Genomic DNA, 26,081 nt, shown 5'->3' on the forward strand with positions numbered 1-26,081 from the left:
ATCTAGCCATGGGCAGGTTGAAGGTTGGGTAACACTAACTGGAGGACCGAACCGACTAATGTTGAAAAATTAGCGGATGACTTGTGGCTGGGGGTGAAAGGCCAATCAAACCGGGAGATAGCTGGTTCTCCCCGAAAGCTATTTAGGTAGCGCCTCGTGAACTCATCTTCGGGGGTAGAGCACTGTTTCGGCTAGGGGGCCATCCCGGCTTACCAACCCGATGCAAACTACGAATACCGAAGAATGTTATCACGGGAGACACACGGCGGGTGCTAACGTCCGTCGTGAAGAGGGAAACAACCCAGACCGCCAGCTAAGGTCCCAAAGTCATGGTTAAGTGGGAAACGATGTGGGAAGGCACAGACAGCCAGGATGTTGGCTTAGAAGCAGCCATCATTTAAAGAAAGCGTAATAGCTCACTGGTCGAGTCGGCCTGCGCGGAAGATGTAACGGGGCTAAACCATGCACCGAAGCTGCGGCAGCGACGCTTATGCGTTGTTGGGTAGGGGAGCGTTCTGTAAGCCGTTGAAGGTGTCCTGTGAGGGGTGCTGGAGGTATCAGAAGTGCGAATGCTGACATAAGTAACGATAAAGCGGGTGAAAAGCCCGCTCGCCGGAAGACCAAGGGTTCCTGTCCAACGTTAATCGGGGCAGGGTGAGTCGACCCCTAAGGCGAGGCCGAAAGGCGTAGTCGATGGGAAACAGGTTAATATTCCTGTACTTGGTGTTACTGCGAAGGGGGGACGGAGAAGGCTATGTTAGCCGGGCGACGGTTGTCCCGGTTTAAGCATGTAGGCGGAGGTTCCAGGTAAATCCGGTTCCTTATTAACGCTGAGGTGTGATGACGAGGCACTACGGTGCTGAAGTAACAAATGCCCTGCTTCCAGGAAAAGCCTCTAAGCATCAGGTAACANGAAATCGTACCCCAAACCGACACAGGTGGTCAGGTAGAGAATACCAAGGCGCTTGAGAGAACTCGGGTGAAGGAACTAGGCAAAATGGTGCCGTAACTTCGGGAGAAGGCACGCTGATATGTAGGTGAAGTCCCTGCGGATGGAGCTGAAATCAGTCGAAGATACCAGCTGGCTGCAACTGTTTATTAAAAACACAGCACTGTGCAAACACGAAAGTGGACGTATACGGTGTGACGCCTGCCCGGTGCCGGAAGGTTAATTGATGGGGTTAGCGGTAACGCGAAGCTCTTGATCGAAGCCCCGGTAAACGGCGGCCGTAACTATAACGGTCCTAAGGTAGCGAAATTCCTTGTCGGGTAAGTTCCGACCTGCACGAATGGCGTAATGATGGCCAGGCTGTCTCCACCCGAGACTCAGTGAAATTGAACTCGCTGTGAAGATGCAGTGTACCCGCGGCAAGACGGAAAGACCCCGTGAACCTTTACTATAGCTTGACACTGAACACTGGTCCTTGATGTGTAGGATAGGTGGGAGGCTTTGAAGCGTGGACGCCAGTCTGCGTGGAGCCAACCTTGAAATACCACCCTTTAATGGCTGGTGTTCTAACGTAGACCCGTGATCCGGGTTGCGGACAGTGTCTGGTGGGTAGTTTGACTGGGGCGGTCTCCTCCCAAAGAGTAACGGAGGAGCACGAAGGTTAGCTAATCCTGGTCGGACATCAGGAGGTTAGTGCAATGGCATAAGCTAGCTTGACTGCGAGAGTGACGGCTCGAGCAGGTGCGAAAGCAGGTCATAGTGATCCGGTGGTTCTGAATGGAAGGGCCATCGCTCAACGGATAAAAGGTACTCCGGGGATAACAGGCTGATACCGCCCAAGAGTTCATATCGACGGCGGTGTTTGGCACCTCGATGTCGGCTCATCACATCCTGGGGCTGAAGTAGGTCCCAAGGGTATGGCTGTTCGCCATTTAAAGTGGTACGCGAGCTGGGTTTAGAACGTCGTGAGACAGTTCGGTCCCTATCTGCCGTGGGCGCTGGAGAATTGAGGGGGGCTGCTCCTAGTACGAGAGGACCGGAGTGGACGCATCACTGGTGTTCGGGTTGTCATGCCAATGGCACTGCCCGGTAGCTAAATGCGGAAGAGATAAGTGCTGAAAGCATCTAAGCACGAAACTTGCCCCGAGATGAGTTCTCCCTGAGACTTTAAGTCTCCTGAAGGAACGTTGAAGACTACGACGTTGATAGGTCGGGTGTGTAAGCGCAGCGATGCGTTGAGCTAACCGATACTAATGAACCGTGAGGCTTAACCTTACAACGCCGAAGGTGTTTTGGCGTGAGAGAGACGATTTTCAGCTGATACAGATTAACAGAATTTGCCTGGCGGCTTTAGCGCGGTGGTCCCACCTGACCCCATGCCGAACTCAGAAGTGAAACGCCGTAGCGCCGATGGTAGTGTGGGGTCTCCCCATGCGAGAGTAGGGAACTGCCAGGCATCAATTAAAAGAACCCCGTACCGTATGGTGCGGGGTTTTTTGCTTTTTGGGCTTCTTACTTCCTCCTTGAAACTTTCTCACCTTCCGCTTGCAGACTCGACATTCAGCCTGTTTCTGGGTATCGTTAGCTGTCTGGATGTCTAAACGTTTATACGTATGCTGTGAGGATATGAGGTTATGCCGATTCGGGTGCAGGACGAGCTACCAGCCGTCAATTTCTTACGTGATGAAAACGTCTTTGTGATGACGACTTCACGCGCTACAGGTCAGGAAATTCGCCCACTGAAGGTGCTTATTCTCAATCTGATGCCGAAAAAGATCGAAACAGAGAACCAGTTCCTGCGTTTGCTTTCGAACTCGCCGCTGCAGGTTGATATCCAGCTGCTGCGAATCGATGCCCGTGAGTCGCGAAATACGCCTTCTGAGCATCTGAATAATTTTTACTGTAACTTCGACGACATTCGCGACGAAAACTTCGACGGACTGATTGTGACCGGTGCACCGCTGGGCCTGGTCGAATTTAATGATGTTGCCTACTGGCCGCAGATCAAACAGGTACTGGAGTGGGCTAAAGATCACGTCACGTCCACGCTGTTTGTTTGTTGGGCGGTGCAAGCTGCCCTGAATATCCTCTATGGGATCCCCAAACAAACCCGCACTGAGAAGCTTTCAGGTGTTTACGAGCACCACCTTGTCCAACCTCACGCCCTGTTGACGCGCGGGTTCGATGACTCCTTCCTGGCCCCACACTCGCGCTACGCCGATTTCCCGGCACAGCTGATTCGTGATTACACCGATCTCGATATCCTGGCCGAAACCGAAGACGGGGATGCTTACCTGTTTGCCAGTAAAGACAAGCGCATTGCCTTTGTTACCGGGCATCCTGAGTACGATCCGAACACCCTCGCGTCGGAGTATTTCCGTGACGTTGAAGCCGGTCTGAATCCGGACGTTCCGTACAACTATTTCCCCAAAAACGATCCACAGAACAAACCGAGAGCCACCTGGCGTAGCCACGGGAATTTGCTGTTTACGAACTGGCTCAACTATTACGTCTACCAGATCACACCATACGATCTGCGCCACATGAATCCAACGCTGGAGTAATCTTCTGCACTAAACGATCCTAAAGCGTTTCAGCTATTCACATCAGGCACCTTCGGGTGCCTTTTTCATTTCCGAAATACCACTCAACAAACAATAAAACTTTAATTTCATATTAATCAATGTGTTAAATGCATTTAATAATTAAAATGGAAATTGTTTTTGATTTTGGAAAAAATATAGATAGTCTTAATTCTGCTGAGCGAAAACTACACAACGATCTTTCGTTCGCATCGGGGGCGTGATTTTGGATCTTTGATGAGGAGCAGAGTAATGACTCAACAGGCAACGACGGTCGATGAACTGGCCTTTACCCAGCCGCATGGCGAGCAAGAACAGCAAATTTTGACAGCAGACGCTGTCGAATTCCTGACCGAACTGGTGACCCACTTTACGCCAACGCGCAATAAGCTGCTGGCGGCACGCATTCATCAGCAGCAGGAAATTGATGATGGCAAGTTGCCTGGGTTTATTTCGGAAACCGCTTCCATTCGCCGTGGTGAGTGGAAAATCCGCGGCATTCCGGATGATTTACAGGATCGGCGCGTCGAAATCACCGGCCCGGTGGAGCGCAAAATGGTGATCAACGCCATGAACGCGAACGTAAAAGTCTTTATGGCAGATTTTGAGGACTCACTGGCGCCGGACTGGCATAAGGTTATCGACGGGCAAATCAATCTGCGCGATGCCGTAAATGGCACCATCAGCTATACCAACGAAGCCGGCAAAATCTATCAACTGAAACCCAATCCGGCGGTTCTGATCTGTCGCGTACGTGGGCTGCATCTGCCTGAAAAGCATGTCACCTGGCGTGGCGAAGCCATTCCGGGCAGTCTGTTTGACTTCGCCCTCTATTTCTTCCACAACCACAAGAATCTGCTGGCAAAAGGCAGCGGCCCCTATTTCTATCTGCCGAAAACACAGGCCTGGCAGGAAGCGGCCTGGTGGAGTGAAGTGTTTAGCTTCACGGAAGATCGTTTCAACCTGCCGCGCGGCACCATTAAAGCCACCCTGCTGATTGAAACGCTGCCCGCCGTGTTCCAGATGAACGAAATTCTGCATGCGCTGCGCGACCATATTGTTGGGCTGAACTGTGGACGCTGGGATTACATCTTCAGCTACATCAAAACCCTGAAAAATCATCCCGATCGTGTACTGCCGGATCGCCAGGTTGTCACCATGGATAAACCGTTCCTGAGTGCCTACTCACGCCTGTTGATTAAGACCTGCCACAAGCGTGGGGCCTTTGCGATGGGTGGAATGGCGGCATTTATCCCAAGCAAAGATGCTGAACGTAACAATCAGGTGCTCAACAAGGTGAAAGCCGATAAAGAGCTTGAAGCACGAAATGGCCATGACGGAACGTGGATCGCGCATCCGGGTCTGGCGGATACGGCAATGGACGTCTTCAACCGCGTACTCGGTGAGAACAAAAACCAGCTGTTTGTGACGCGTGATGAGGATGCCCCAACGGCTGAAGAACACCTGCTGGCACCGTGTGCGGGCGAGCGTACGGAAGAGGGCATGCGCGCCAATATCCGCGTAGCCGTCCAGTACATTGAAGCGTGGATCTCCGGTAACGGCTGCGTGCCGATCTACGGCCTGATGGAAGATGCCGCTACCGCCGAAATCTCTCGCACCTCAATCTGGCAGTGGATCCACCATCAAAAAACGCTCAGCAACGGCAAGCCGGTGACCAAATCCCTGTTCCGTCAGATGCTGGCCGAAGAGATGCGGGTGATCCAGGACGAACTGGGTGAACACCGCTTCAGCAGCGGACGTTTTGATGACGCCGCACGCCTGATGGAGCAAATCACCACATCCGATGACTTAATCGACTTCCTGACCCTGCCGGGCTACCGCTTCCTGGCGTAATTCACCCCACAACAATATGGAGCATCTGCACATGAAAACCCGTACCCAACAAATCGAAGAATTGAAGAAAGAGTGGACCCAACCTCGCTGGGAAGGCATCCGCCGCCCGTATAGCGCGGAAGAGGTGGTGAAATTGCGTGGCTCGGTCAATCCGGAATGTACCCTGGCGCAGCGCGGCGCGGCGAAAATGTGGGAGCTGCTGCACGGCGGTGCCAAAAAAGGTTACATCAATAGCCTCGGCGCGCTGACTGGCGGCCAGGCCCTGCAGCAGGCGAAAGCCGGCATCGAAGCCATCTATCTTTCCGGCTGGCAGGTTGCGGCGGACGCCAACCTGGCCTCCAGCATGTATCCGGATCAGTCGCTCTATCCGGCAAACTCGGTACCAACCGTGGTGGATCGGATCAACAACACCTTCCGCCGTGCGGATCAGATCCAGTGGGCGGCAGGCATTGAGCCAAACGATCCGCGTTTTATTGACTATTTCCTGCCAATCGTCGCGGATGCGGAAGCGGGATTCGGCGGCGTGCTGAACGCCTTTGAGCTGATGAAATCGATGATTGAGGCCGGTGCAGCGGCCGTTCACTTCGAAGACCAGCTGGCGTCAGTGAAGAAATGCGGACACATGGGCGGGAAAGTCCTTGTCCCAACCCAGGAAGCGATTCAGAAGCTGGTTGCGGCGCGTCTGGCGGCTGACGTGCTCGGCGTACCCACGCTGGTGATTGCCCGTACCGATGCGGATGCGGCTGACCTGATCACCTCTGACTGCGATCCTTACGACAGCGAGTTCATTACCGGTGAACGCACCAGCGAAGGGTTTTATCGTACCCATGCTGGCATTGAACAGGCGATCAGCCGTGGGCTGGCATATGCACCGTATGCGGACCTGGTCTGGTGCGAAACCTCCACGCCGGACCTGGCGCTGGCAAAACGCTTTGCCGATGCTATCCACGCCAAATATCCGGGCAAACTGCTGGCCTATAACTGCTCGCCGTCCTTCAACTGGCAGAAGAAACTGGATGATAAAACCATCGCCAGCTTCCAGCAGCAGCTGTCCGACATGGGCTACAAGTATCAGTTCATCACGCTGGCTGGCATTCACAGCATGTGGTTCAACATGTTCGACCTGGCGCATGCCTACGCGCAGGGTGAAGGCATGAAGCATTACGTTGAGAAGGTGCAGCAGCCGGAATTTGCTGCCGGTAAAGAGGGCTATACCTTCGTTTCGCATCAGCAGGAGGTCGGGACCGGTTACTTCGATAACGTGACCACTATCATCCAGGGGGGCACCTCCTCCGTCACCGCCTTAACGGGATCGACGGAAGAAGCCCAGTTCTGAGCCGTGTAACGCCCGGTGGCACGCTACCGGGCTTGTGAACATACTCCCTCTCCCGTCGGGAGGGGGCCGGGGTGAGGGAGCATGAACAATGTCGCGTGGTCTGGAATTACTGATTGCCCAAACTATTCTGCAGGGCTTCGATGCCCAGTACGGACGTTTCCTGGAAGTCACATCCGGCGCGCAGCAGCGTTTTGAGCACGCCGACTGGCATGCGGTTCAGCAGGCCATGAAGCAGCGAATCCACCTTTACGACCACCATGTGGGTCTGGTGGTGGAGCAGTTGCGCTGCATTACCGACGGCAAAATCCCTGACGCGGAGTTTTTACTGCGCGTGAAGGAGCATTACACCCATCTGTTACCTGATTACCCGCGCTTCGAGATTGCGGAGAGCTTTTTCAACTCCGTCTATTGCCGGTTATTTGACCACCGCTCATTATCTCCTGAGCGGTTATTTATCTTTAGCTCTCAGCCGGAACGCCGCTTTCGCACTATTCCGCGTCCGCTGGCGAAGGATTTCTTTCCCGATCGTGGCTGGGAAAAACTCCTGTATCGCGTATTAACGGATTTGCCGCTGCGTTTGCCCTGGGAGAATAAAACCCGTGATATCGGCTATATCTCTGCGCATCTCAAGGAGACCTTCGGCGAAGAGGTGCTCGGGCAAAGCCATTTGCAGGTTGCCAATGAGCTTTTTTACCGTAATAAGGCCGCCTGGCTGGTCGGTAAACTGATGACACCGTCGGCCATTGTACCGTTTCTGTTACCCATCCATCGTACCGATGACGGTGAACTGTTTGTTGATACCTGCCTGACAACCAGCGCCGAGGCCAGCATTGTCTTTGGTTTCGCCCGCTCCTACTTTATGGTATATGCCCCGCTGCCTGCTGCTCTGGTGGAGTGGTTGCGCGAGATCCTGCCGGGGAAAACCACCGCCGAGCTGTACATGGCCATTGGCTGTCAGAAACACGCCAAGACGGAAAGCTATCGGGAATATCTGCGCTATGTCACCACGGCAGATGAGCAATTTATCGAAGCCCCCGGTATTCGCGGCATGGTGATGCTGGTCTTTACTCTGCCGGGTTTTGATCGGGTGTTTAAGGTCATCAAAGATACATTCGCGCCGCAGAAGGAGATGACCGCTGCTCACGTCCGCGCCTGCTACCAGCTGGTTAAAGAGCACGATCGCGTCGGGCGAATGGCGGACACCCAGGAGTTCGAGAACTTTGTGCTGGATAAGCAGCAGATCGATCCGGCATTAATGGCGTTATTACTGCAGCAAGCGCCGGCGAAAATCACCGATCTGGGTGACAAAATTGCCATCAGCCATCTCTATATCGAACGCCGCATGATCCCACTCAATATCTGGCTCGAGCAGTCCGAAGGTCAGGCACTGCGTGATGCCATTGAAGAATACGGCAACGCTATCCGTCAGCTTGCCGCCGCGAATATCTTCCCGGGCGACATGCTGTTTAAAAACTTCGGGGTCACCCGTCACGGGCGGGTGGTGTTCTACGATTACGATGAAATTTGCTATATGACTGAGGTGAATTTCCGCGATATACCGCAGCCCCGCTATCCGGAAGATGAACTGTCCGGCGAGCCGTGGTACAGCATCTCACCGGGAGATGTCTTTCCTGAGGAGTTTCGCCACTGGCTGTGCGCTGACCCGCGCATCAGGCCACTGTTTGAAGAGATGCATGATGACCTGTTCCGCGCCAGCTACTGGCGGGGCCTGCAGACGCGCATCAAGAATGGGCATGTGGAAGATGTGTATGCCTATCGCCGCAAACAACGGTTTTGCATCCGGTATGCGGTGTAATGCCCCCTCTCCCGACGGGAGAGGGATTCAGGTGCACCCGATGTTATCGAATCCCACCATATGCCAGCGTGACCTCTTTCGCCGCCTTAATCACCAGCGCACCTAACTCCGTGACGCGGTCATCGGTCATACGGGAAATCGGTCCGGAGATCGAAATGGCGGCAAACGGCTCGCGGTGCTCGTCAAAGATGCAGGCTGCAATACAGCGCAGGCCTAACGCATGCTCCTCGTCATCAAACGAATAGCCGCGCTTGCGGGTCAGGGCCAGATCTTCTTTCAGATGTACCGGTGAGACCAGCGTGGCGTGGGTGTAGGCGTGCAGCCCTTTCCGGTGCAGCAGCCCGGTGACCTGCTCTTCGCTGAGCTGCGACAGAAACGCTTTCCCCGCCCCGGAGGCATGCATCGGCAACTTGCCGCCAATCGGTGCCGACATACGCATCAGCTGGGTGCACTGTACCTGGTCGATGATAATGGCCTGATGGTCGCTCTGGTCGAGCACGGCCAGGTTTACCGTCTCGCCGGAATCTTCCATCAGCTTGCGCAGAATAGGGTGCACAATCGCCAGCAGGTTGCGGCTCTGCAGGAAGCTGCTGCCGACGATAAAAGCATGTGCGCCCACCGCCCAGTGTCCCAGCTCGCCCACCTGGCGCACAAAGCCCAGCTGCTGCATCGTGGTCAACAGTCGATGGGTCGTTGAGTTCGGCAGGCCAGCCTGCTGTGCCAGCTCTGTCAGGGCCACGCTGCTGTGCGACTCGGCTATCCATTCCAGCAGCTTCAAACCGCGCGTGAGCGATTGAACCTGTCCGCCCTGAGAGGCGGCGGTGGTGGCAGCAGGTTTTCTGCCGCGTTTAGCGGGAACGGTCGTGACCATGACGAACTCCTTTTTCTGTATCGTGGAAATCATTTTCGTTTTATTTGGTGATTTTGCAACCGTTATCCTGACTGATCGGATGAGTGATAGTGAACATGTCTCATGTTACCGCTGTGTGACTTTTACACCCTGCGAGATTGTGCCAGTATGGACTGCTGGCCTTTTGGCCTGGTTGAGCGTTGTCGGGAGCAAGTGTGAGCAGCAAAGTAGAGCAACTGCGTGCGCAGTTAAATAAACGAATTCTGGTGCTGGACGGCGGCATGGGTACCATGATCCAGAGCTATCGTCTGAGTGAAGACGATTTCCGCGGCGAGCGTTTCGCCGACTGGCCATGCGACCTCAAAGGTAACAACGACCTTCTGGTGCTCAGCAAACCGCAGGTCATTTCGGCGATCCACAACGCGTATTTCGAGGCGGGTGCGGATATCGTCGAAACCAACACCTTTAACTCGACAACCATCGCCATGGCGGATTACCAGATGGAATCCCTCTCGGCGGAGATAAACCTTGCCGCGGCAAAGCTGGCCCGCGCCTGCGCTGATGAATGGACAGCCCGTACGCCGGACAAACCGCGCTACGTGGCCGGGGTGCTTGGCCCGACCAACCGCACCGCGTCGATTTCACCCGATGTGAACGACCCGGCCTTTCGTAACATCAGCTTTGATCAGCTGGTGGCGGCGTATCGTGAATCGACCAAAGCGCTGGTGGAAGGCGGTTCCGATCTGATCCTGATTGAAACGGTATTCGACACCCTCAATGCCAAAGCCGCGATTTACGCGGTGAAAGAGGAGTTCGAGGCGCTGGGCGTCGACCTGCCGATCATGATTTCCGGTACCATCACCGACGCCTCTGGTCGTACCCTCTCCGGCCAGACCACAGAAGCTTTTTACAACTCCCTCCGTCACGCTGAAGCGCTCTCTTTCGGCCTGAACTGCGCGCTGGGTCCTGATGAGCTGCGCCAGTATGTGCAGGAACTTTCGCGCATCGCTGAATGCTATGTCACCGCACACCCGAACGCCGGCCTGCCGAACGCCTTTGGTGAATACGATCTGGATGCAGACACCATGGCGGCGCAAATCCGCGAGTGGGCCGAATCCGGTTTTCTGAATATCGTCGGTGGTTGCTGCGGTACCACGCCAGAGCATATTGCCGCGATGAGCAATGCGGTGGCGGGTCTGCCGCCGCGTCAACTGCCTACGCTGCCGGTTGCCTGCCGTTTGGCCGGTCTTGAGCCGTTGACCATCGGTGATGACAGCCTGTTTGTGAACGTCGGGGAGCGGACTAACGTGACCGGTTCGGCGAAATTCAAACGGCTGATTAAAGAAGAGAAGTACAGTGAAGCGCTGGACGTGGCCCGCCAGCAGGTTGAGAGCGGCGCCCAGATCATCGACATCAATATGGATGAGGGGATGCTCGACGCCGAAGCGGCGATGGTGCGCTTCCTCAACCTGATAGCCGGTGAGCCGGACATTGCCCGGGTGCCGATCATGATTGACTCCTCTAAGTGGGAAGTCATCGAGAAAGGGCTGAAGTGTATTCAGGGTAAAGGCATTGTTAACTCCATCTCGATGAAAGAAGGCATTGAAACCTTTATCCACCACGCGAAGATGGTGCGCCGTTATGGTGCCGCCGTGGTGGTGATGGCCTTCGATGAAATAGGCCAGGCCGATACCCGTGCGCGCAAAATCGAGATTTGCCGCCGCGCATACAAAATTCTGACCGAAGAGGTGGGCTTCCCGCCGGAAGACATCATCTTCGACCCGAACATTTTCGCGGTTGCCACCGGTATTGAAGAGCACAATAACTACGCGCAGGACTTTATCGGCGCGTGTGAAGACATCAAACGCGAGCTGCCGCATGCGCTGATCTCCGGCGGCGTATCGAACGTGTCATTCTCCTTCCGCGGTAACGATCCGGTGCGTGAAGCTATCCACGCCGTGTTCCTCTATTACGCTATCCGTAACGGTATGGACATGGGGATCGTTAACGCCGGACAGCTGGCCATTTACGACGACCTGCCGGCGGAACTGCGCGACGCCGTAGAAGACGTGATCCTCAACCGGCGTGATGATGCCACCGAGCGCATGCTGGATCTGGCCGAGAAATACCGCGGCAGTAAATCCGATGCATCGGTAAACATTCAGCAGGCGGAGTGGCGTGCCTGGGACGTGAAAAAACGTCTGGAATACTCACTCGTAAAAGGAATTACCGAGTTTATTGAACAGGACACCGAAGAAGCACGACAGCAATCGACGCGCCCGATTGAAGTGATCGAAGGGCCGCTGATGGACGGCATGAACGTGGTCGGCGATCTGTTTGGCGAAGGCAAAATGTTCCTGCCGCAGGTGGTGAAATCCGCACGCGTCATGAAGCAGGCGGTGGCCTATCTCGAACCCTTTATCGAAGCCAGCAAAGAGAAAGGCTCCAGCAACGGTAAAATGGTGATCGCCACCGTGAAGGGCGACGTGCATGACATCGGTAAGAACATTGTGGGCGTCGTACTGCAGTGTAATAACTACGAGATTATCGATCTTGGCGTGATGGTGCCGGCGGATAAAATCCTCAAAACCGCGCGCGAAGTGAATGCTGACCTGATTGGACTTTCCGGGCTGATTACCCCGTCGCTGGACGAGATGGTCAACGTGGCGAAAGAGATGGAGCGTCAGGGCTTTACCATTCCATTGCTGATTGGCGGGGCGACAACGTCCAAAGCGCACACGGCGGTGAAAATCGAGCAGAACTACAGTGGCCCGACGGTTTATGTGCAAAACGCCTCGCGTACCGTGGGCGTCGTGTCGGCATTGTTGTCTGCCACCCAGCGTGATGATTTTGTCGCGCGTACCCGCAAAGAGTACGAGACCGTGCGTATTCAGCATGGCCGTAAGAAACCGCGGACGCCGCCGGTGACACTCCAGGCCGCACGCGATAACGATCTGGCGTTTGACTGGGCCAGCTATACACCCCCCGTAGCGCATCGTCTGGGCGTTCAGGACGTCACTGCCAGCATCGAGACGCTGCGTAACTACATCGACTGGACACCGTTCTTCATGACCTGGTCACTGGCGGGTAAATATCCCCGCATCCTTGAAGATGAGGTGGTCGGGGAAGAAGCCAAACGCCTGTTCAACGACGCCAACGAAATGCTTGACCAGTTGAGTGCGCAGAAAAGCCTCAACCCGCGCGGCGTGGTGGGCCTGTTCCCGGCGAACCGTGTGGGCGATGACATCGAAATTTATCGCGACGAGACCCGCACGCACGTGTTGGCAGTAAGTCGCCATCTACGCCAGCAAACCGAGAAAGTGGGCTTTGCTAACTACTGCCTGGCCGATTTCGTTGCACCGAAGCTTTCCGGGAAAGCGGATTATATCGGGGCGTTTGCCGTGACCGGGGGTCTTGAAGAAGATGCGCTGGCGGAGGCGTTCGACGTGCAGCACGATGATTACAATAAAATCATGGTGAAAGCGATTGCCGATCGTCTTGCGGAAGCCTTCGCAGAGTACCTCCACGAGCGCGTGCGCAAGGTGCACTGGGGCTACGCGGCCAATGAGAACCTCAGCAACGAGGAGCTGATCCGCGAAAACTACCAGGGGATTCGTCCGGCTCCGGGCTATCCAGCCTGCCCGGAACACACCGAAAAGGGCACTATCTGGACATTGCTGGATGTAGAAGCCCATACCGGCATGAAGCTCACCGAGTCTTTCGCCATGTGGCCTGGGGCATCAGTGTCCGGCTGGTATTTCAGCCATCCCGACAGCAAATACTTCGCCGTCGCGCAGCTGCAGCGCGATCAGATTGAAGATTACGCCCTGCGCAAAGGCATGAGTGTCTCAGAGGTTGAACGCTGGCTGGCACCCAATTTAGGCTACGACGCTGACTAACGTCACTTTTCCTTACAACAAACAGGGCGCTCATTGGGCGCCCTGTCTCTTTCTTACGTTTAAACCCTTATACTGAATCATAAAAACGTAGAACGATAAGGAGGAGAACCTTCCGTGCTGACCCTGTTACACTTGCTTTCCGCAGTAGCACTGCTGGTATGGGGCACGCATATTGTCCGTACCGGCGTTATGCGCGTCTTTGGCGCGCGCTTACGCACCGTTCTCAGCAGCAGCGTTGAGAAGAAGCCGCTCGCCTTCTGCGCGGGCATCGGCGTGACGGCACTGGTGCAGAGCAGTAATGCGACGACCCTGCTCGTGACCTCGTTTGTGGCGCAGGATCTGGTGGCGCTGGCACCCGCGCTGGTCATTGTGCTGGGCGCTGACGTGGGGACCGCGCTGATGGCGCGTATCCTGACCTTCGATCTCTCCTGGCTGTCGCCGCTGCTGATTTTTATCGGTGTCATCTTCTTCCTTGGCCGTAAGCAGACGCGTGCCGGACAGCTTGGCCGCGTGGGGATTGGCCTTGGGTTGATCCTGCTGGCGCTGGAGCTGATTGTGCAGGCGGTGACCCCCATCACCGAGGCCAACGGCGTTCAGGTCATCTTTGCCTCGCTGACCGGGGACATCATGCTGGATGCGTTGATCGGCGCGGTATTTGCCATCGTCAGTTACTCCAGCCTGGCCGCTGTGCTGCTGACGGCGACGTTAACCGCCGCGGGGGCGATCTCTTTCCCGGTCGCGCTGTGTCTGGTGATCGGGGCCAACCTTGGCTCTGGCCTGCTGGCGATGCTCAATAACAGCGCCGCAAACGCTGCTGCCCGGCGCGTGGCGCTCGGAAGCCTGCTGTTTAAGCTGGTGGGCAGCCTGATTATTCTGCCGTTTGTCTATCCGCTGGCCAACCTGATGGACAATCTCCCGTTACCGAAGGCTGAGCTGGTAATCTATTTCCACGTGTTTTACAACCTGGTGCGTTGTCTGGCGATGGTGCCTTTTGCTGAACCCATGGCCCGCTTCTGCGAACGGCTTATTCGGGATGAACCGGAGCTGGATGCGCGTCTGAAACCTAAGCATCTGGACACCTCCGCGCTGGATACCCCGGCACTGGCGCTGGCTAATGCCGCGCGCGAGACGCTGCGCATGGGCGATGCCATGGAAACGATGCTTGAAGGGCTGCAAAAGGTCATGCACGGAGAGCCGCGAGAAGAGAAAGAGCTGCGCAGGCTGGCGGACGATATCAACGTGCTCTATACCGCCATCAAGCTCTACCTGGCGCGTATTCCGCAGGATGAACTGGCAGAGGAAGAGTCCCGCCGCTGGGCGGAAATCATCGAAATGTCGCTTAACCTCGAGCAGGCCTCGGATATCGTTGAGCGTATGGGAAGTGAAATTGCTGACAAATCCCTTGCCGCGCGCCGCGCCTTCTCGGTTGAAGGCCTGAAGGAGCTCGAGGCGCTGCACGAGCAGTTGCTGAGCAACCTGAAGCTGGCAATGCTGGTCTTCTTCTCCAGCGACGTACCGAGCGCACGCCGTTTGCGTCGTAACAAACATCGCTTCCGTATCCTCAACCGGCGCTACTCGCACGCCCACGTTGAACGACTGCACCAGCAGAACGTCCAGAGCATTGAAACCAGCTCCCTGCACCTGGGGTTGCTGGGGGACATGAAGCGTCTCAACTCGTTATTCTGCGCGGTCGCTTATAGCGTCATGGAGCAGCCGGATGAAGACGACGATCGAGATGAATATTAATCTCTGAAAGCGCCTTTATAAGGTGGTTAACCTGAAAACCTGCAGGTTTACGCCGGGCATGATGCCCGGTAACCGTCGGCTAATCTTTTTACCAGCCCAAACCTAAGGTATATTTCGCCTTTACAGGAGAAACTATGCTGCCAACTCAATCAACACGATTAAACAAATACATTAGCGAGAGCGGGATCTGCTCACGTCGCGAGGCGGACCGTTACATTGAACAGGGTAACGTGTTCCTCAACGGCAAACGCGCCACCATCGGTGATCAGGTCGTCCCCGGTGACGTGGTCAAAGTGAATGGTCAGCTCATTGAACCGCGTGATGCGGAAGACCTGGTATTTATCGCGTTGAATAAGCCGGTTGGCATCGTCAGTACCACGGAAGACGGCGAGCGGGACAACATTGTTGATTTCGTTAACCACAGCAGCCGTATCTTCCCGATTGGCCGCCTTGATAAAGACTCACAGGGGCTGATTTTCCTGACCAACCACGGCGATCTGGTGAACAAAATTCTGCGTGCCGGTAACGACCACGAGAAAGAGTACATCGTCACGGTCAATAAGCCGGTCACGGACGACTTTATCCACGGTATGGGCGCAGGTGTGCCGATTCTGGGGACCGTCACGAAGAAGTGCAAGGTGAAGAAAGAGGCGCCGTTTGCTTTCCGCATTACCCTTGTGCAGGGCTTAAACCGTCAGATCCGCCGGATGTGCGAGCACTTCGGTTATGACGTGGTGAAGCTCGAACGTACGCGCATTATGAACGTGAGTCTGTCCGGTATTCCACTGGGCGAGTGGCGTGATTTAACGGATGACGAACTGATTGAGCTGTTCAGGCTCATCGAGAATTCATCGTCTGAAGCGAAGCCAAAAACGAAAGCCAAACCGAAAACCCAGGCCATTAAGCGCCCGGTGGTGAAAGCGCCGCCATCAGAAGAGAAAAGCCGCGGCAAGCCTGCGGGCAAACGCTTCGTCCAGCCGGGCCGTAAAAAGAAAGGGCGCTAATTAGCGCCTTCCACGGGGTGAGGTATTGGCTGACCAGGAAAAGGTCGCTTCTTTATCGGGTTTATAAGCCTGCTCTTTTTTCAGCTTGCGGGCTTGTTTCGCCTCAGTTTCACGCTGAGCCATCAATTTATCGATGTACTCTTTTTTAACCTGATTGGTTTCGGCGTTAGTCAGCGTGCGGCCATGGGCGATACGAGCGCGGTCGAGGAGCGTTTTCAGTTCGCGCTGCTCAGCTTCCGTCATGTCTTTCTGGGTCAAACGTGGTGTAGCCATTGCTGAAGCCTCCTGAAGGGGAGGCTCCAGTGTAAAGCAAGCGAAGGAAATTAACCCTGTTTCACTGCATCTTTTTTCGCGGGCTCATTAATGGGTTTGCCAGACCAGTAGCCTGCCAGCAGCGAGCCGGACAGATTATGCCAGACGGAGAACAGCGCACCCGGCAGGGCTGCCAGCGGCGAGAAGTAGATCTTGCCCAGTGCTGCGGCCAGCCCCGAGTTTTGCATCCCCACTTCGATTGCCAGCGTACGACAGGTGGATTCGTCGAAACCAAACAGCTTCCCGCCCCAGTAACCGCCCAAAAGACCAAGGGTGTTATGCAACACTACCGCGATGATCACCACAAAGCCCACTGAGGCAATGTGCGATGCAGATCCGGCAACCACGGCGCTGATGATAGCCAGAATGCAGACCATCGAGAAGGCAGGCAGGTACGGTTCAACGGCTTTGACCACGCGTGGGAACAGATGGTGAATCACCAGGCCCAGCGCAATCGGGATCACCACAATCTGCAGAATACTGAGCAGCATCCCCATGACGTCTACCTGAATCTGCGCATCCACATACAGACGCGTTAACAGCGGCGTGGCAATCACGCCCACCAGCGTTGAAACGGAAGAGATGGTCACCGAGAGCGCCACATCGCCTTTTGCGAGGTAAATCATCACATTGGATGCCGTGCCGCTGGCCACGCTGCCGACCAGCACCATACCGGCGGATAAATCTGGCGGCATTTTAAAGGCCATGGCCAGCAGCCAGGCCGCAAGCGGCATGACCAGATAGTGCAGGAAAATTCCTGCCGCTACGGGGGCCGGGCGCGACAGGACGCGTTTGAAGTCGTCAATTTTCAGGTGTACGCCCATGCCGAGCATAATCAGCATCAGCAGCGTCGTGACCCATGGGCCAATGCCCGTAAAGTGGGTGGGAGTGTAATACGCGAGTACGGAAAGCAGCAGTGCCCACAACGGGAACAGCCGGGTGATGGCGGATAACATAGATAGTCCTTGCAGTATTGTCGTGTTGTTTAGTTATAAAAAAGCCGGGTCTGTGCCCGGCTTATAGGTATTGTTTATCGTGCTAACGAATTTTATTCAAACAAATTCTGATGAAGTTTTTGCACGACCTGCTCGGCCTGATCGGCTGGCACCAGGAAGCAGAGGTTGTAGCTGGAGGCGCCGTAGCAAATCATACGAATGCTGAACGGGTCGAGTACGCCGAAGACCTCTTTGCCCACGCCGCAGGCACGCGACAGCTTGTTGCCGATGATGGCAACCAGCGCCAGATCTTCTTCCACTTCCACGCGGCACAACTCAGAGAGTTCGATCAGCAACGACTGCGTCAGCAGGGTGTCGCCGGTTGACGTGGAGCCAGTGGTGTCCAGCGTCAGCGCGATGCTCACTTCGGATGTGGTGATCAAATCCACGGAGATATTATGGCGCGCGAGGATGCCAAACACTTCCGCCAGGAAACCGCGAGAATGCAGCATATTGTGGCTGTGCAGCGTCACCAGCGTCTGGCGGCGGCGCAGGGCCAGCGCTCGGAACAATGGCGGGTTTTCGGTTTTCTTGCACACCAGCGTACCGCCTGCTTTGGGATCCTTACTGGAGCCAACGAAGACAGGGATATCGCTGCGCACGGCCGGCAACAGCGTCGCCGGGTGCAATACTTTCGCGCCGAAGGTGGCCATTTCGGCCGCCTCTTCAAACGCGATCACATCAATGCGTTTCGCCGCAGAGACCACGCGCGGGTCGGTGGTGTAAATACCCGGCACGTCAGTCCAGATATCCACACGGGTGGCATGCAGCGCTTCGCCGAGCAGGGCTGCCGTATAGTCACTGCCGCCGCGGCCAAGCGTTGTTGTACGGCCTTTGGCTTCGCTACCGATAAAGCCCTGAGTGATCACCATCCCTTCTGCCAGGCGCGGAGCCAGTTGCTGCTGGGTCAGTTCGGCCAGCATTTCAACATCCGGCTCGGCACGGCCAAAGCGATCGCTGGTGCGCATGACTTTACGCACGTCAAACCATTGAGCATGGACGTTACGCTCGCGGAGGATCTCCACGAACAGCAGCGTGGACATCAGCTCGCCGTGGCTGACCAGTTCATCGGTCAGCGCGGTGGAGGTCGCCAGAGAGGCGGCTTCAGCCAGGGTAGTGATATTTTCCAGCAGGCGTTCCACTTCCTCACGGATCACGTTCGGATTCTGCAGACGTTCAAGGATGTTGAACTGAATTTTGCGCAGTGCGTCCAGCTTAACGAAACGTTCGGTTGCTTCCAGTCCTTCAGACAGAGAAACCAGCAGGTTCGTCACGCCAGCAGAGGCGGAAAGCACCACCAGGCGGGTATTCGGATCGGCCAGCACCACATCGGCGCTGCGGTTCATGGCATCGTAATCGGCCACACTGGTGCCGCCAAATTTGGCGACCACAAAACTCGTCATAACAACCTCGTGTCAGGGAATGAATAAAGCGACCTTGGCACAAGAATGAAACGAGAACAGGTGCAGGCGCAAAATACGGCCCTATAAATAAAATGTGGGGGAGGTCCTGTCAATGCTGGGATTATGCGGATTTTTTATGGGGGGGTACCCCTCAGTAACAGGACTTATAACAGGGCCATATTTTATGCTCCTTTTTACCGCCTTTTGACCGACATTTCGCCGCCCCTGAAGGGCGTTTCAGCAGCTATACTTTTCGGGTCTTTTCACCTGTGTTTGATGCAGGCCAGGGCAATGGCATAAAAACCATCACAATTTTTATTTGCAGGCGCTACAATCGACCGCAGTCACAATTCTCAAATCAGAAGAGTATTGCTAATGAAAAACATCAACCCAACGCAGACCGCTGCCTGGCAGGCACTACAGAAACATTATGATGAAATGAAAGACGTCACCATCGCGGACCTGTTCGCGAAAGATGCCGATCGTTTCAATAAGTTCTCCGCGACCTTCGATGACCTGATGCTGGTGGATTTCTCCAAAAACCGCATTACCGAAGAAACGCTGGCGAAGCTGCAGGATCTGGCGAAAGAGACTGAGCTGGCCGACGCCATCAAATCCATGTTCTCCGGTGAGAAGATCAACCGCACCGAAGACCGTGCCGTGCTGCACGTGGCGCTGCGTAACCGTAGCAATACTCCGATTGTCGTTGACGGCAAAGATGTGATGCCGGAAGTGAACGCGGTGCTGGAAAAGATGAAAGCTTTCTCTGAAGCGATCATCTCCGGAAGCTGGAAAGGCTACACCGGCAAACCGATTACGGATGTCGTTAACATCGGTATCGGCGGGTCTGACCTTGGCCCATTCATGGTCACCGAAGCGCTGCGCCCATACAAAAACCACCTCAACATGCACTTTGTTTCTAACGTCGATGGTACCCACATCGCCGAGGTGCTGAAAAACGTGAATCCGGAAACGACCCTGTTCCTGGTCGCGTCTAAAACCTTCACCACTCAGGAAACCATGACCAACGCCCACAGCGCGCGCGACTGGTTCCTGAAAACCGCAGGCGACAACAAGCACGTGGCGAAACACTTCGCCGCGCTGTCGACCAACGGGAAAGCCGTTAGCGAGTTCGGTATCGACACCGCGAACATGTTCGAGTTCTGGGACTGGGTGGGGGGGCGTTACTCTCTGTGGTCCGCTATCGGCCTGTCGATCATCCTCTCCGTCGGCTTCGACAACTTCGTTGAGCTGCTCTCCGGCGCGCATGCGATGGATAAACACTTCTCCACCACCGCACCTGAGAAAAACCTGCCTGTGCTGCTGGCGCTGATTGGTATCTGGTACAACAACTTCTTCGGGGCTGAAACCGAAGCGATTCTGCCATACGACCAGTACATGCACCGTTTTGCGGCCTACTTCCAGCAGGGCAACATGGAATCCAACGGTAAATACGTTGACCGTAACGGTAACGCTGTGGATTACCAGACTGGCCCAATCATCTGGGGCGAGCCAGGCACTAACGGCCAGCATGCGTTCTATCAGCTGATCCACCAGGGCACCAAAATGGTTCCGTGCGATTTCATCGCCCCGGCCATTACCCATAACCCGCTGTCAGACCACCATCCGAAGCTGCTGTCTAACTTCTTCGCACAGACTGAAGCGCTGGCGTTCGGTAAGTCTCGTGACGTGGTTGAGCAGGAATACCGCGACCAGGGTAAAGATCCGGCCACGCTGGACCACGTTGTGCCGTTCAAAGTGTTCGAAGGCAACCGTCCAACCAACTCCATCCTGCTGCGCGAAATTACGCCGTTCAGCCTGGGTGCGCTGATTGCCCTGTACGAGCATAAGATCTTCACTCAGGGCGCTATCCTGAACATCTTCACCTTTGACCAGTGGGGCGTTGAGCTGGGTAAACAGCTGGCAAACCGTATCCTGCCTGAACTGGGTGATGATAACGCGATTAACAGCCACGACAGCTCCACAAATGGTCTGATCAACCGTTATAAAGCATGGCGCGCGTAATTAAAGTGTCATGAAAAAGTGCCGGCGAAATGCCGGCATTTTTTTATCGGATAATTCCTGATGTCTGTTATTAAACTCAAATTCCTGTAGTGAGTTTAATCTGAAAATAGCTGTTAACCTGTTAATTGCTGCGGTTTATTTTAGGAAAAGACGGATAATTATCGTCACGGGATCTAATTCTATTTAATTGATTTATATAAGTTATATTATTATCTAATCGTCCTTTTGTTTCCATTTTATCCAATTGTCCGAAAACACTTCTTCTATTTACCCCTACGGCAAACCCTCACCTTTAGTTGTGTATACTCGAATCCGCCTGAAATTCTTTTTGGGCAAATCTCCATTCATTAAATGAAGGGAAATTCTTATGAAGAAAGTACTGTATGGCATTTTCGCCATATCTGCGCTTGCGGCGACATCTGTTAATGCGGCTCCGGTTCAGGTCGGAGAAGCGGCAGGGTCGGCTGCGACGTCTGCGTCTGCGGGGATTTCTACCGCGTCCAGCGCCAGCACCGTAAGTTCAGCCGTGGGTGTCGCCCTGGCGGCAACCGGTGGCGGTGATGGCTCCAATACCGGAACCACGACCACCACGACCACCAGCACCCAGTAATAACGGGTGTTTTAATCATAACCACACTTCGGTGTGGTTATTCTGGCTTTTCAGTAGCCTTCGGGACCTGTAGACCGGGTAAGCGCAGCATCACCCGGCAATAATGCGGAGAAGAGTCGTGAAGCGACCTGGGATCATCCTGATTTGTCTGCTTTTGCAGGCGTGCTCGGCCACCACCAAAGGGCTGGGCCATTCACTGTGGGAAAGCATGTTCGGTACGCCGGGCGTGCATCTGACCGATGACGAACTTCAGAACATGCCCTATGCCAGTCAGTACATGCAGCTCAACGATGGCCCACAGCTGTTTGTGGTGCTCGCTTTCGATGAAAACGGGCAGCAGAAATGGGTGACGCAGGATCAGGCCACCATCGTAACGCAGCATAGCCGTATCGTGAAAACCCTGCTCGGGGGCGACAACCTGCTTGAAGTCAACAATCTCGCCGCCGATCCGCTGAACAAGCCGAACCAGATAACCGACGGGGCAAGCTGGACCCGCACGATGGGCTGGACCGAACACAAGCAGGTGCGCTATGCCACCGCCCGCTCCACCTTCCGCTGGGATGGCACGGACAGCGTCAACGTGGGCAGCGACGAAACCCGGGTTCGCGTGCTGGATGAAGAGGTCACTACCGATCAGGCAACCTGGCATAACCGCTTCTGGGTGGACGATGACGGCCAGATACGCCAGTCGTTACAGTATCTTGGTGCCGGATTCTTCCCGGTCAAAACCACGCTGATCAAGGCCGCGAAATCATGAAAACACTTATTCGCGTTGCGCTGATCGCAAGCTTTGCTACGCCGCTCGCATGGTCTGCCGGGACGGTAAAAGTCTATACGCAGGACAATACGAAGCCTAAAACATTGACCAACGCCGGACACTTGATCGATCTCGTCGGCCAGCCAAGGCTGGCGAACAGCTGGTGGCCAGGTGCGGTCATCAGTGAACGACAGGCGACGGTGGTGGCGGAGCAACAACATAACGCGCTGCTCGCCAGGCTAACAGGGCTGGCGGAGCAGGAAGAGGGTGACGACGCGGCGGCCATTAACAGCCTTCGCCAGCAGCTTAAGGCGCTGAAGGTCACCGGACGGTTGCCGGTCAATCTCGATCCGGACCACGTTCGCGTCGCGGAAACGGCTAACCCGTCACTGGAAGGTGAGTACACGCTCTGGCTACCTGTTCAGCCTTCTACGATTACCGTGTTCGGGCTTGTCAGCAGTCCCGGTGACAAGCCGTTTATGCCGGGTCGCGATGTGGCGAGCTATCTCGATGAACAAAATTTGTTGAGCGGTGCGGATAAGAGCTACGCATGGGTGGTGTACCCGGACGGCCAAACGCAAAAAGCACCGGTAGCCTACTGGAATAAACGCCATATCGAACCGATGCCAGGCAGCGTCATTTTTGTCGGTTTTGCCGACCATTTCTGGACGAAGGCATATGACGGGCTGAACGCCGATATCCTTCACTCCCTGAAACAGCGGATACCGGAATAATGAAAAGAACCTATCTCTATAGCATGCTGGCGTTGTGCGTGAGTGCCGCCTGCCATGCAGAAACGTATCCGGCACCCATTGGCCCGTCTCAGTCAGACTTCGGCGGCGTCGGTTTACTGCAAACGCCTACCGCGCGCATGGCGCGGGAAGGGGAAATCAGCCTCAACTACCGTGATAACGATCAGTATCGCTACTACTCCGCCGCTGTGCAGCTGTTTCCGTGGCTCGAAACCACGCTGCGCTACACTGATGTGCGCACCAAACGGTACAGCAGCGTCGAGTCCTTCTCCGGCGATCAGACCTACAAAGATAAAGCGTTCGACGTGAAGCTGCGTCTGTGGGAAGAGAGCTACTGGATGCCGCAGGTCTCCGTTGGCGCGCGGGATATCGGCGGTACCGGTCTGTTTGATGCGGAATACGTGGTGGCCAGCAAAGCCTGGGGACCGTTTGATTTCTCACTCGGTCTCGGCTGGGGGTATCTGGGGACCAGCGGCAACGTGAAAAACCCGTTCTGCTCCTACAGCGACAAATATTGCTATCGCGATAATAGCTATCAGAAAGCAGGCTCCATCAACGGCGACCAGATGTTCCACGGCCCGGCCTCGCTGTTTGGCGGCGTAGAGTACCAGACGCCCTGGCAGCCGCTGCGCCTGAAACTGGAATACGAAGGGAATGACTATTCACAGGATTTCGCCGGCAAGATTGAGCAGAAGAGCAAATTTAACGTCGGTGCCATTTACCGTGTGGCTGACTGGGCTGACGTTAACCTCAGCTATGAGCGTGGCAATACCGTGATGTTTGGCGTGACGCTGCGTACCAACTTTAACGATATGCGGCCACACTACAACGACAACGCGCGCCCTGCCTACCAGCCGGAGCCGCAGGATGCCATTCTGCAGCACTCCGTCGTGGCGAACCAGCTGACCCTGCTGAAATACAACGCCGGTCTGGCGGATCCGAAGATTCAGGTGAAAGGCGATACGCTGTACGTGACCGGCGAGCAGGTGAAATACCGCGACTCGCGGGAAGGGATCGAACGCGCCAACCGGATCATCATGAACGATCTGCCGGACGGGATCAGCACGATCCGCGTGACCGAAAACCGTCTGAACATGCCGCAGGTTACGACGGAAACGGATGTCGCCAGTCTTAAGCGCCATCTGGAAGGCGAACCGCTTGGGCATGAAACCGAGCTGGTGCAAAAACGCGTTGAGCCAGTGGTGCCAGACACCACCGAGCAGGGCTGGTATATCGATAAGTCGCGCTTTGATTTCCATATCGATCCGGTGCTGAACCAGTCTGTTGGTGGGCCAGAAAACTTCTACATGTATCAGCTGGGCGTCATGGCGACGGCGGATCTGTGGGTCACCGACCACCTGCTGACCACCGGCAGCCTGTTCGGTAACCTTGCCAACAACTACGACAAGTTTAACTATACCAACCCGCCGAACGACTCGAAGCTGCCGCGCGTGCGTACTCGCGTACGTGAATATGTGCAGAACGACGCTTACGTAAACAACCTGCAGGCCAACTACTTCCAGTACTTTGGTAACGGTTTCTACGGCCAGGTTTACGGCGGTTATCTGGAAACGATGTTTGGCGGCGCGGGGGCTGAAGTGCTCTACCGTCCGGTAGACAGTAACTGGGCGTTCGGTCTTGATGCCAACTACGTGAAACAGCGTGACTGGCGCAGCGCGCAGGACATGATGAAGTTCACCGACTACAGCGTTAAAACCGGCCATCTGACGGCCTACTGGACGCCGTCGTTTGCCCCGGACGTACTGGTGAAAGCCAGCGTTGGTCAGTATCTGGCGGGGGATAAAGGCGGCACGCTGGATATCTCTAAACACTTCGACAGCGGTGTGGTGGTCGGTGGCTATGCCACGATCACTAACGTCTCGCCGGACGAGTACGGGGAAGGGGACTTCACCAAAGGCGTGTACGTCTCCATTCCGCTGGATCTGTTCTCGTCAGGCCCAACCCGCAGCCGTGCGGCAATTGGCTGGACGCCGCTGACGCGTGACGGTGGTCAGCAGCTGGGGCGTAAATTCCAGCTGTACGACATGACCAGCGATAAGAACATCAACTTCAGATGATGCGTGAGTGCCCGGTAGCGTTACGCCTGCCGGGCACCTTACAAACGCCGCAACAGTCTCGCCGGGTTGCCGGCGTAAACCCCTTTCTCGGTGATGGACTTTGTCACCACGCTTCCCGCCCCAATCACCGCCCCATCGCAAATTGAGACAGCCAGAATGGTGGCCCCGCTGCCGATTGAAACGTCGTTGCCCACGCGAATGTGTCCCCAGCTGCGCCGGTCGGCATTGGGTTTACCGTCGCGGAACATATCGTTGGCGAACATCACCCCATGGCCAATGAAACAGCGCTCGCCGACGGTGACGTACTCGCAGATGAAGGTATGGGACTGAATTTTGCTGTCAGCACCGATGTGCGAGTTAGCCTGGATTTCAACAAACGGGCCGATAAAGACGTTATCGCCCAGCGAACACTCATAAAGATTCGCGGGTTCGTAAATGACGACGTTTTCGCCGCAGACAACATGACGAATAGCCGTCTGGCGTTGCTCTGGCATACATCTCCTTAGACTGGCATCGACATAATATGGAGGGTGCTGGTTTGCGCCGCAGTGACGAAGAGGGTGTCTTTGACATGTTTCAGCCCCTGCGCTTCGTAAAACCGGCGTGCGCGAGGGTTCTTTTCGAGGACTTCCAGCCACAGCAGATTTTCCGAACAGGCTTTTGCCTGGCGAATCACTTCCGCAAGGAGTTGCTCGCCGTAGCGGTGTCCTGTGGCATCCGGCAATAAATAGAGTTTATGCAGGAGCGTACCCGACAGCCCCTCGGGCTCGATGGTCTGCTGGGTTGAGAATTTTGCGAATCCGACTGGCATTTGTGCGCTGGCAATGAGCCAGTAAGTGCCCGGCTGCATCAGGCTGTCTGCTATCGCCTGCGGCGCGTATTCCTGCTCAAGAAAGGCGGCAAGCTCTGTCTGGCTTTCCCATAGATGCCCAAAGTGATGCCGGTAGCTGGCATACCCCATTTCACTCAGCTGTTTTGCATCATCCACGGTGGCGCGTTGAATGGTTAATTTCATCATCCCTTCGTCGAAATAAGCGTGTCAGAGTGCAACATGCCACAGCGCTGAACATAATATAAACAAAAAATATAGATCACCGTCACATTTTTGCGTTA

Annotated in this window: 18 protein-coding genes, 1 rRNA gene and 4 other annotated features; of the genes, 13 read left to right on the forward strand and 6 right to left on the reverse strand. The window is 55.3% G+C overall.

Translation table 11 applies throughout. The features are described 5' to 3' along the window. Nucleotides 1–109: a sequence feature (23S ribosomal RNA rRNA prediction is too short), on the forward strand. 16 nt (nucleotides 110–125) lie between these two features. Beyond that, nucleotides 126–566 (forward strand) — a sequence feature (23S ribosomal RNA rRNA prediction is too short). Between the two features lie 11 nt (nucleotides 567–577). Next, nucleotides 578–1,337 (forward strand) — a sequence feature (23S ribosomal RNA rRNA prediction is too short). A 1-nt stretch (nucleotide 1,338) separates the two neighbouring features. Then, nucleotides 1,339–2,211, forward strand: a sequence feature (23S ribosomal RNA rRNA prediction is too short). A 78-nt stretch (nucleotides 2,212–2,289) separates the two neighbouring features. The 5 genes from rrf (at nucleotide 2,290) to aceK (ending at nucleotide 8,537) form a co-directional block, all read left to right on the forward strand. Beyond that, nucleotides 2,290–2,405, forward strand: a 5S ribosomal RNA gene (gene rrf / locus JTA15_RS18910). A 178-nt stretch (nucleotides 2,406–2,583) separates the two neighbouring features. After that, on the forward strand, nucleotides 2,584–3,513 hold the full coding sequence (metA, locus tag JTA15_RS18915; RefSeq protein WP_014168174.1) for a homoserine O-succinyltransferase: 930 nt from the start codon (nucleotides 2,584–2,586) through the stop codon (nucleotides 3,511–3,513). A 270-nt stretch (nucleotides 3,514–3,783) separates the two neighbouring features. Further along, complete coding sequence (gene aceB, locus JTA15_RS18920) at nucleotides 3,784–5,385, forward strand: malate synthase A (RefSeq protein ID WP_020882865.1); 1,602 nt, start codon at nucleotides 3,784–3,786, stop codon at nucleotides 5,383–5,385. 31 nt (nucleotides 5,386–5,416) lie between these two features. Next, complete coding sequence (aceA, locus tag JTA15_RS18925) at nucleotides 5,417–6,721, forward strand: isocitrate lyase (protein WP_040018675.1); 1,305 nt, start codon at nucleotides 5,417–5,419, stop codon at nucleotides 6,719–6,721. 88 nt (nucleotides 6,722–6,809) lie between these two features. Beyond that, nucleotides 6,810–8,537, forward strand: coding sequence for a bifunctional isocitrate dehydrogenase kinase/phosphatase (gene aceK, locus JTA15_RS18930; RefSeq protein WP_219372599.1), 1,728 nt, complete (start codon nucleotides 6,810–6,812; stop codon nucleotides 8,535–8,537). Nucleotides 8,538–8,580: 43 nt separating this feature from the next. On the opposite strand, the gene iclR is transcribed toward aceK, so the two are convergent. Then, entirely contained in the window at nucleotides 8,581–9,408 is an 828-nt protein-coding gene (gene iclR / locus JTA15_RS18935) for a glyoxylate bypass operon transcriptional repressor IclR (protein ID WP_020882862.1), read from the reverse strand. A gap of 194 nt (nucleotides 9,409–9,602) precedes the next feature. On the opposite strand from iclR, the gene metH reads away from it, so the two are divergent. The 3 genes from metH to rluF all read left to right on the forward strand — a co-directional run bounded on the left by metH (nucleotide 9,603) and on the right by rluF (nucleotide 16,036). After that, nucleotides 9,603–13,286 (forward strand): methionine synthase, encoded by a 3,684-nt coding sequence (gene metH, locus JTA15_RS18940; protein ID WP_219372600.1) that lies wholly within the window; start codon nucleotides 9,603–9,605, stop codon nucleotides 13,284–13,286. A 114-nt stretch (nucleotides 13,287–13,400) separates the two neighbouring features. Beyond that, nucleotides 13,401–15,032 (forward strand): Na/Pi cotransporter family protein, encoded by a 1,632-nt coding sequence (locus JTA15_RS18945; protein WP_020882860.1) that lies wholly within the window; start codon nucleotides 13,401–13,403, stop codon nucleotides 15,030–15,032. Between the two features lie 134 nt (nucleotides 15,033–15,166). Beyond that, complete coding sequence (gene rluF, locus JTA15_RS18950; RefSeq protein ID WP_050737732.1) at nucleotides 15,167–16,036, forward strand: 23S rRNA pseudouridine(2604) synthase RluF; 870 nt, start codon at nucleotides 15,167–15,169, stop codon at nucleotides 16,034–16,036. Here rluF and JTA15_RS18955 read toward each other — a convergent pair whose 3' ends face one another. The 3 genes from JTA15_RS18955 to lysC form a co-directional block, all read right to left on the reverse strand. Next, on the reverse strand, nucleotides 16,037–16,309 hold the full coding sequence (locus JTA15_RS18955) for a DUF3811 domain-containing protein (protein WP_014168182.1): 273 nt from the start codon (nucleotides 16,307–16,309) through the stop codon (nucleotides 16,037–16,039). A gap of 50 nt (nucleotides 16,310–16,359) precedes the next feature. Continuing rightward, nucleotides 16,360–17,304 (reverse strand): ketopantoate/pantoate/pantothenate transporter PanS, encoded by a 945-nt coding sequence (gene panS, locus JTA15_RS18960; protein ID WP_014168183.1) that lies wholly within the window; start codon nucleotides 17,302–17,304, stop codon nucleotides 16,360–16,362. 92 nt (nucleotides 17,305–17,396) lie between these two features. Further along, nucleotides 17,397–18,746 (reverse strand): lysine-sensitive aspartokinase 3, encoded by a 1,350-nt coding sequence (gene lysC, locus JTA15_RS18965; protein ID WP_014168184.1) that lies wholly within the window; start codon nucleotides 18,744–18,746, stop codon nucleotides 17,397–17,399. A gap of 375 nt (nucleotides 18,747–19,121) precedes the next feature. Here lysC and pgi point away from each other — a divergent pair, with 375 nt between their 5' ends. The 5 genes from pgi to JTA15_RS18990 all read left to right on the forward strand — a co-directional run bounded on the left by pgi (nucleotide 19,122) and on the right by JTA15_RS18990 (nucleotide 24,968). Then, nucleotides 19,122–20,771: a glucose-6-phosphate isomerase gene (gene pgi / locus JTA15_RS18970; protein ID WP_025206404.1), complete on the forward strand. Its 1,650-nt coding sequence runs from the start codon at nucleotides 19,122–19,124 to the stop codon at nucleotides 20,769–20,771. Between the two features lie 367 nt (nucleotides 20,772–21,138). Continuing rightward, nucleotides 21,139–21,381, forward strand: a complete 243-nt coding sequence (gene yjbE / locus JTA15_RS18975) for an exopolysaccharide production protein YjbE (protein ID WP_014168186.1) — start codon at nucleotides 21,139–21,141, stop codon at nucleotides 21,379–21,381. Nucleotides 21,382–21,499: 118 nt separating this feature from the next. Next, nucleotides 21,500–22,138: a YjbF family lipoprotein gene (locus tag JTA15_RS18980; RefSeq protein ID WP_025206403.1), complete on the forward strand. Its 639-nt coding sequence runs from the start codon at nucleotides 21,500–21,502 to the stop codon at nucleotides 22,136–22,138. Then, entirely contained in the window at nucleotides 22,135–22,872 is a 738-nt protein-coding gene (locus JTA15_RS18985; protein ID WP_032679376.1) for a capsule biosynthesis GfcC D2 domain-containing protein, read from the forward strand. Before JTA15_RS18980 ends, JTA15_RS18985 begins: the two co-directional genes overlap by 4 nt. Next, nucleotides 22,872–24,968: a YjbH domain-containing protein gene (locus JTA15_RS18990; RefSeq protein WP_014168189.1), complete on the forward strand. Its 2,097-nt coding sequence runs from the start codon at nucleotides 22,872–22,874 to the stop codon at nucleotides 24,966–24,968. Before JTA15_RS18985 ends, JTA15_RS18990 begins: the two co-directional genes overlap by 1 nt. A gap of 38 nt (nucleotides 24,969–25,006) precedes the next feature. Here JTA15_RS18990 and JTA15_RS18995 read toward each other — a convergent pair whose 3' ends face one another. Together JTA15_RS18995 and JTA15_RS19000 are read right to left on the reverse strand one after the other, a co-directional pair. After that, a complete protein-coding gene (locus JTA15_RS18995; protein WP_014168190.1) occupies nucleotides 25,007–25,462 on the reverse strand; it encodes an acyltransferase in 456 nt (151 codons plus the stop codon). A gap of 8 nt (nucleotides 25,463–25,470) precedes the next feature. After that, the gene (locus tag JTA15_RS19000; protein ID WP_052951135.1) at nucleotides 25,471–25,986 is read right to left on the reverse strand and encodes a GNAT family N-acetyltransferase; all 516 of its coding nucleotides are present in this window, start codon (nucleotides 25,984–25,986) and stop codon (nucleotides 25,471–25,473) included. Nucleotides 25,987–26,081: the final 95 nt, after the last annotated feature.

The sequence above is a fragment of the Enterobacter sp. BIDMC 29 genome (genome assembly GCF_019378755.1).
In the GTDB taxonomy this organism is placed as follows: domain Bacteria; phylum Pseudomonadota; class Gammaproteobacteria; order Enterobacterales; family Enterobacteriaceae; genus Enterobacter; species Enterobacter ludwigii.

Bases quoted from the DNA above. Each gene is read 5' to 3' on its own strand.
- metA (WP_014168174.1), top strand. From the start codon at position 2,584: ATGCCGATTCGGGTGCAGGACGAGCTACCAGCCGTCAATTTCTTACGT.
- aceB (WP_020882865.1), top strand. From the start codon at position 3,784: ATGACTCAACAGGCAACGACGGTCGATGAACTGGCCTTTACCCAGCCG.
- aceA (WP_040018675.1), top strand. From the start codon at position 5,417: ATGAAAACCCGTACCCAACAAATCGAAGAATTGAAGAAAGAGTGGACC.
- aceK (WP_219372599.1), top strand. From the start codon at position 6,810: ATGTCGCGTGGTCTGGAATTACTGATTGCCCAAACTATTCTGCAGGGC.
- iclR (WP_020882862.1), bottom strand. From the start codon at position 9,408: ATGGTCACGACCGTTCCCGCTAAACGCGGCAGAAAACCTGCTGCCACC.
- rluF (WP_050737732.1), top strand. From the start codon at position 15,167: ATGCTGCCAACTCAATCAACACGATTAAACAAATACATTAGCGAGAGC.
- JTA15_RS18955 (WP_014168182.1), bottom strand. From the start codon at position 16,309: ATGGCTACACCACGTTTGACCCAGAAAGACATGACGGAAGCTGAGCAG.
- panS (WP_014168183.1), bottom strand. From the start codon at position 17,304: ATGTTATCCGCCATCACCCGGCTGTTCCCGTTGTGGGCACTGCTGCTT.
- lysC (WP_014168184.1), bottom strand. From the start codon at position 18,746: ATGACGAGTTTTGTGGTCGCCAAATTTGGCGGCACCAGTGTGGCCGAT.
- pgi (WP_025206404.1), top strand. From the start codon at position 19,122: ATGAAAAACATCAACCCAACGCAGACCGCTGCCTGGCAGGCACTACAG.
- yjbE (WP_014168186.1), top strand. From the start codon at position 21,139: ATGAAGAAAGTACTGTATGGCATTTTCGCCATATCTGCGCTTGCGGCG.
- JTA15_RS18985 (WP_032679376.1), top strand. From the start codon at position 22,135: ATGAAAACACTTATTCGCGTTGCGCTGATCGCAAGCTTTGCTACGCCG.
- JTA15_RS18990 (WP_014168189.1), top strand. From the start codon at position 22,872: ATGAAAAGAACCTATCTCTATAGCATGCTGGCGTTGTGCGTGAGTGCC.
- JTA15_RS18995 (WP_014168190.1), bottom strand. From the start codon at position 25,462: ATGCCAGAGCAACGCCAGACGGCTATTCGTCATGTTGTCTGCGGCGAA.
- JTA15_RS19000 (WP_052951135.1), bottom strand. From the start codon at position 25,986: ATGATGAAATTAACCATTCAACGCGCCACCGTGGATGATGCAAAACAG.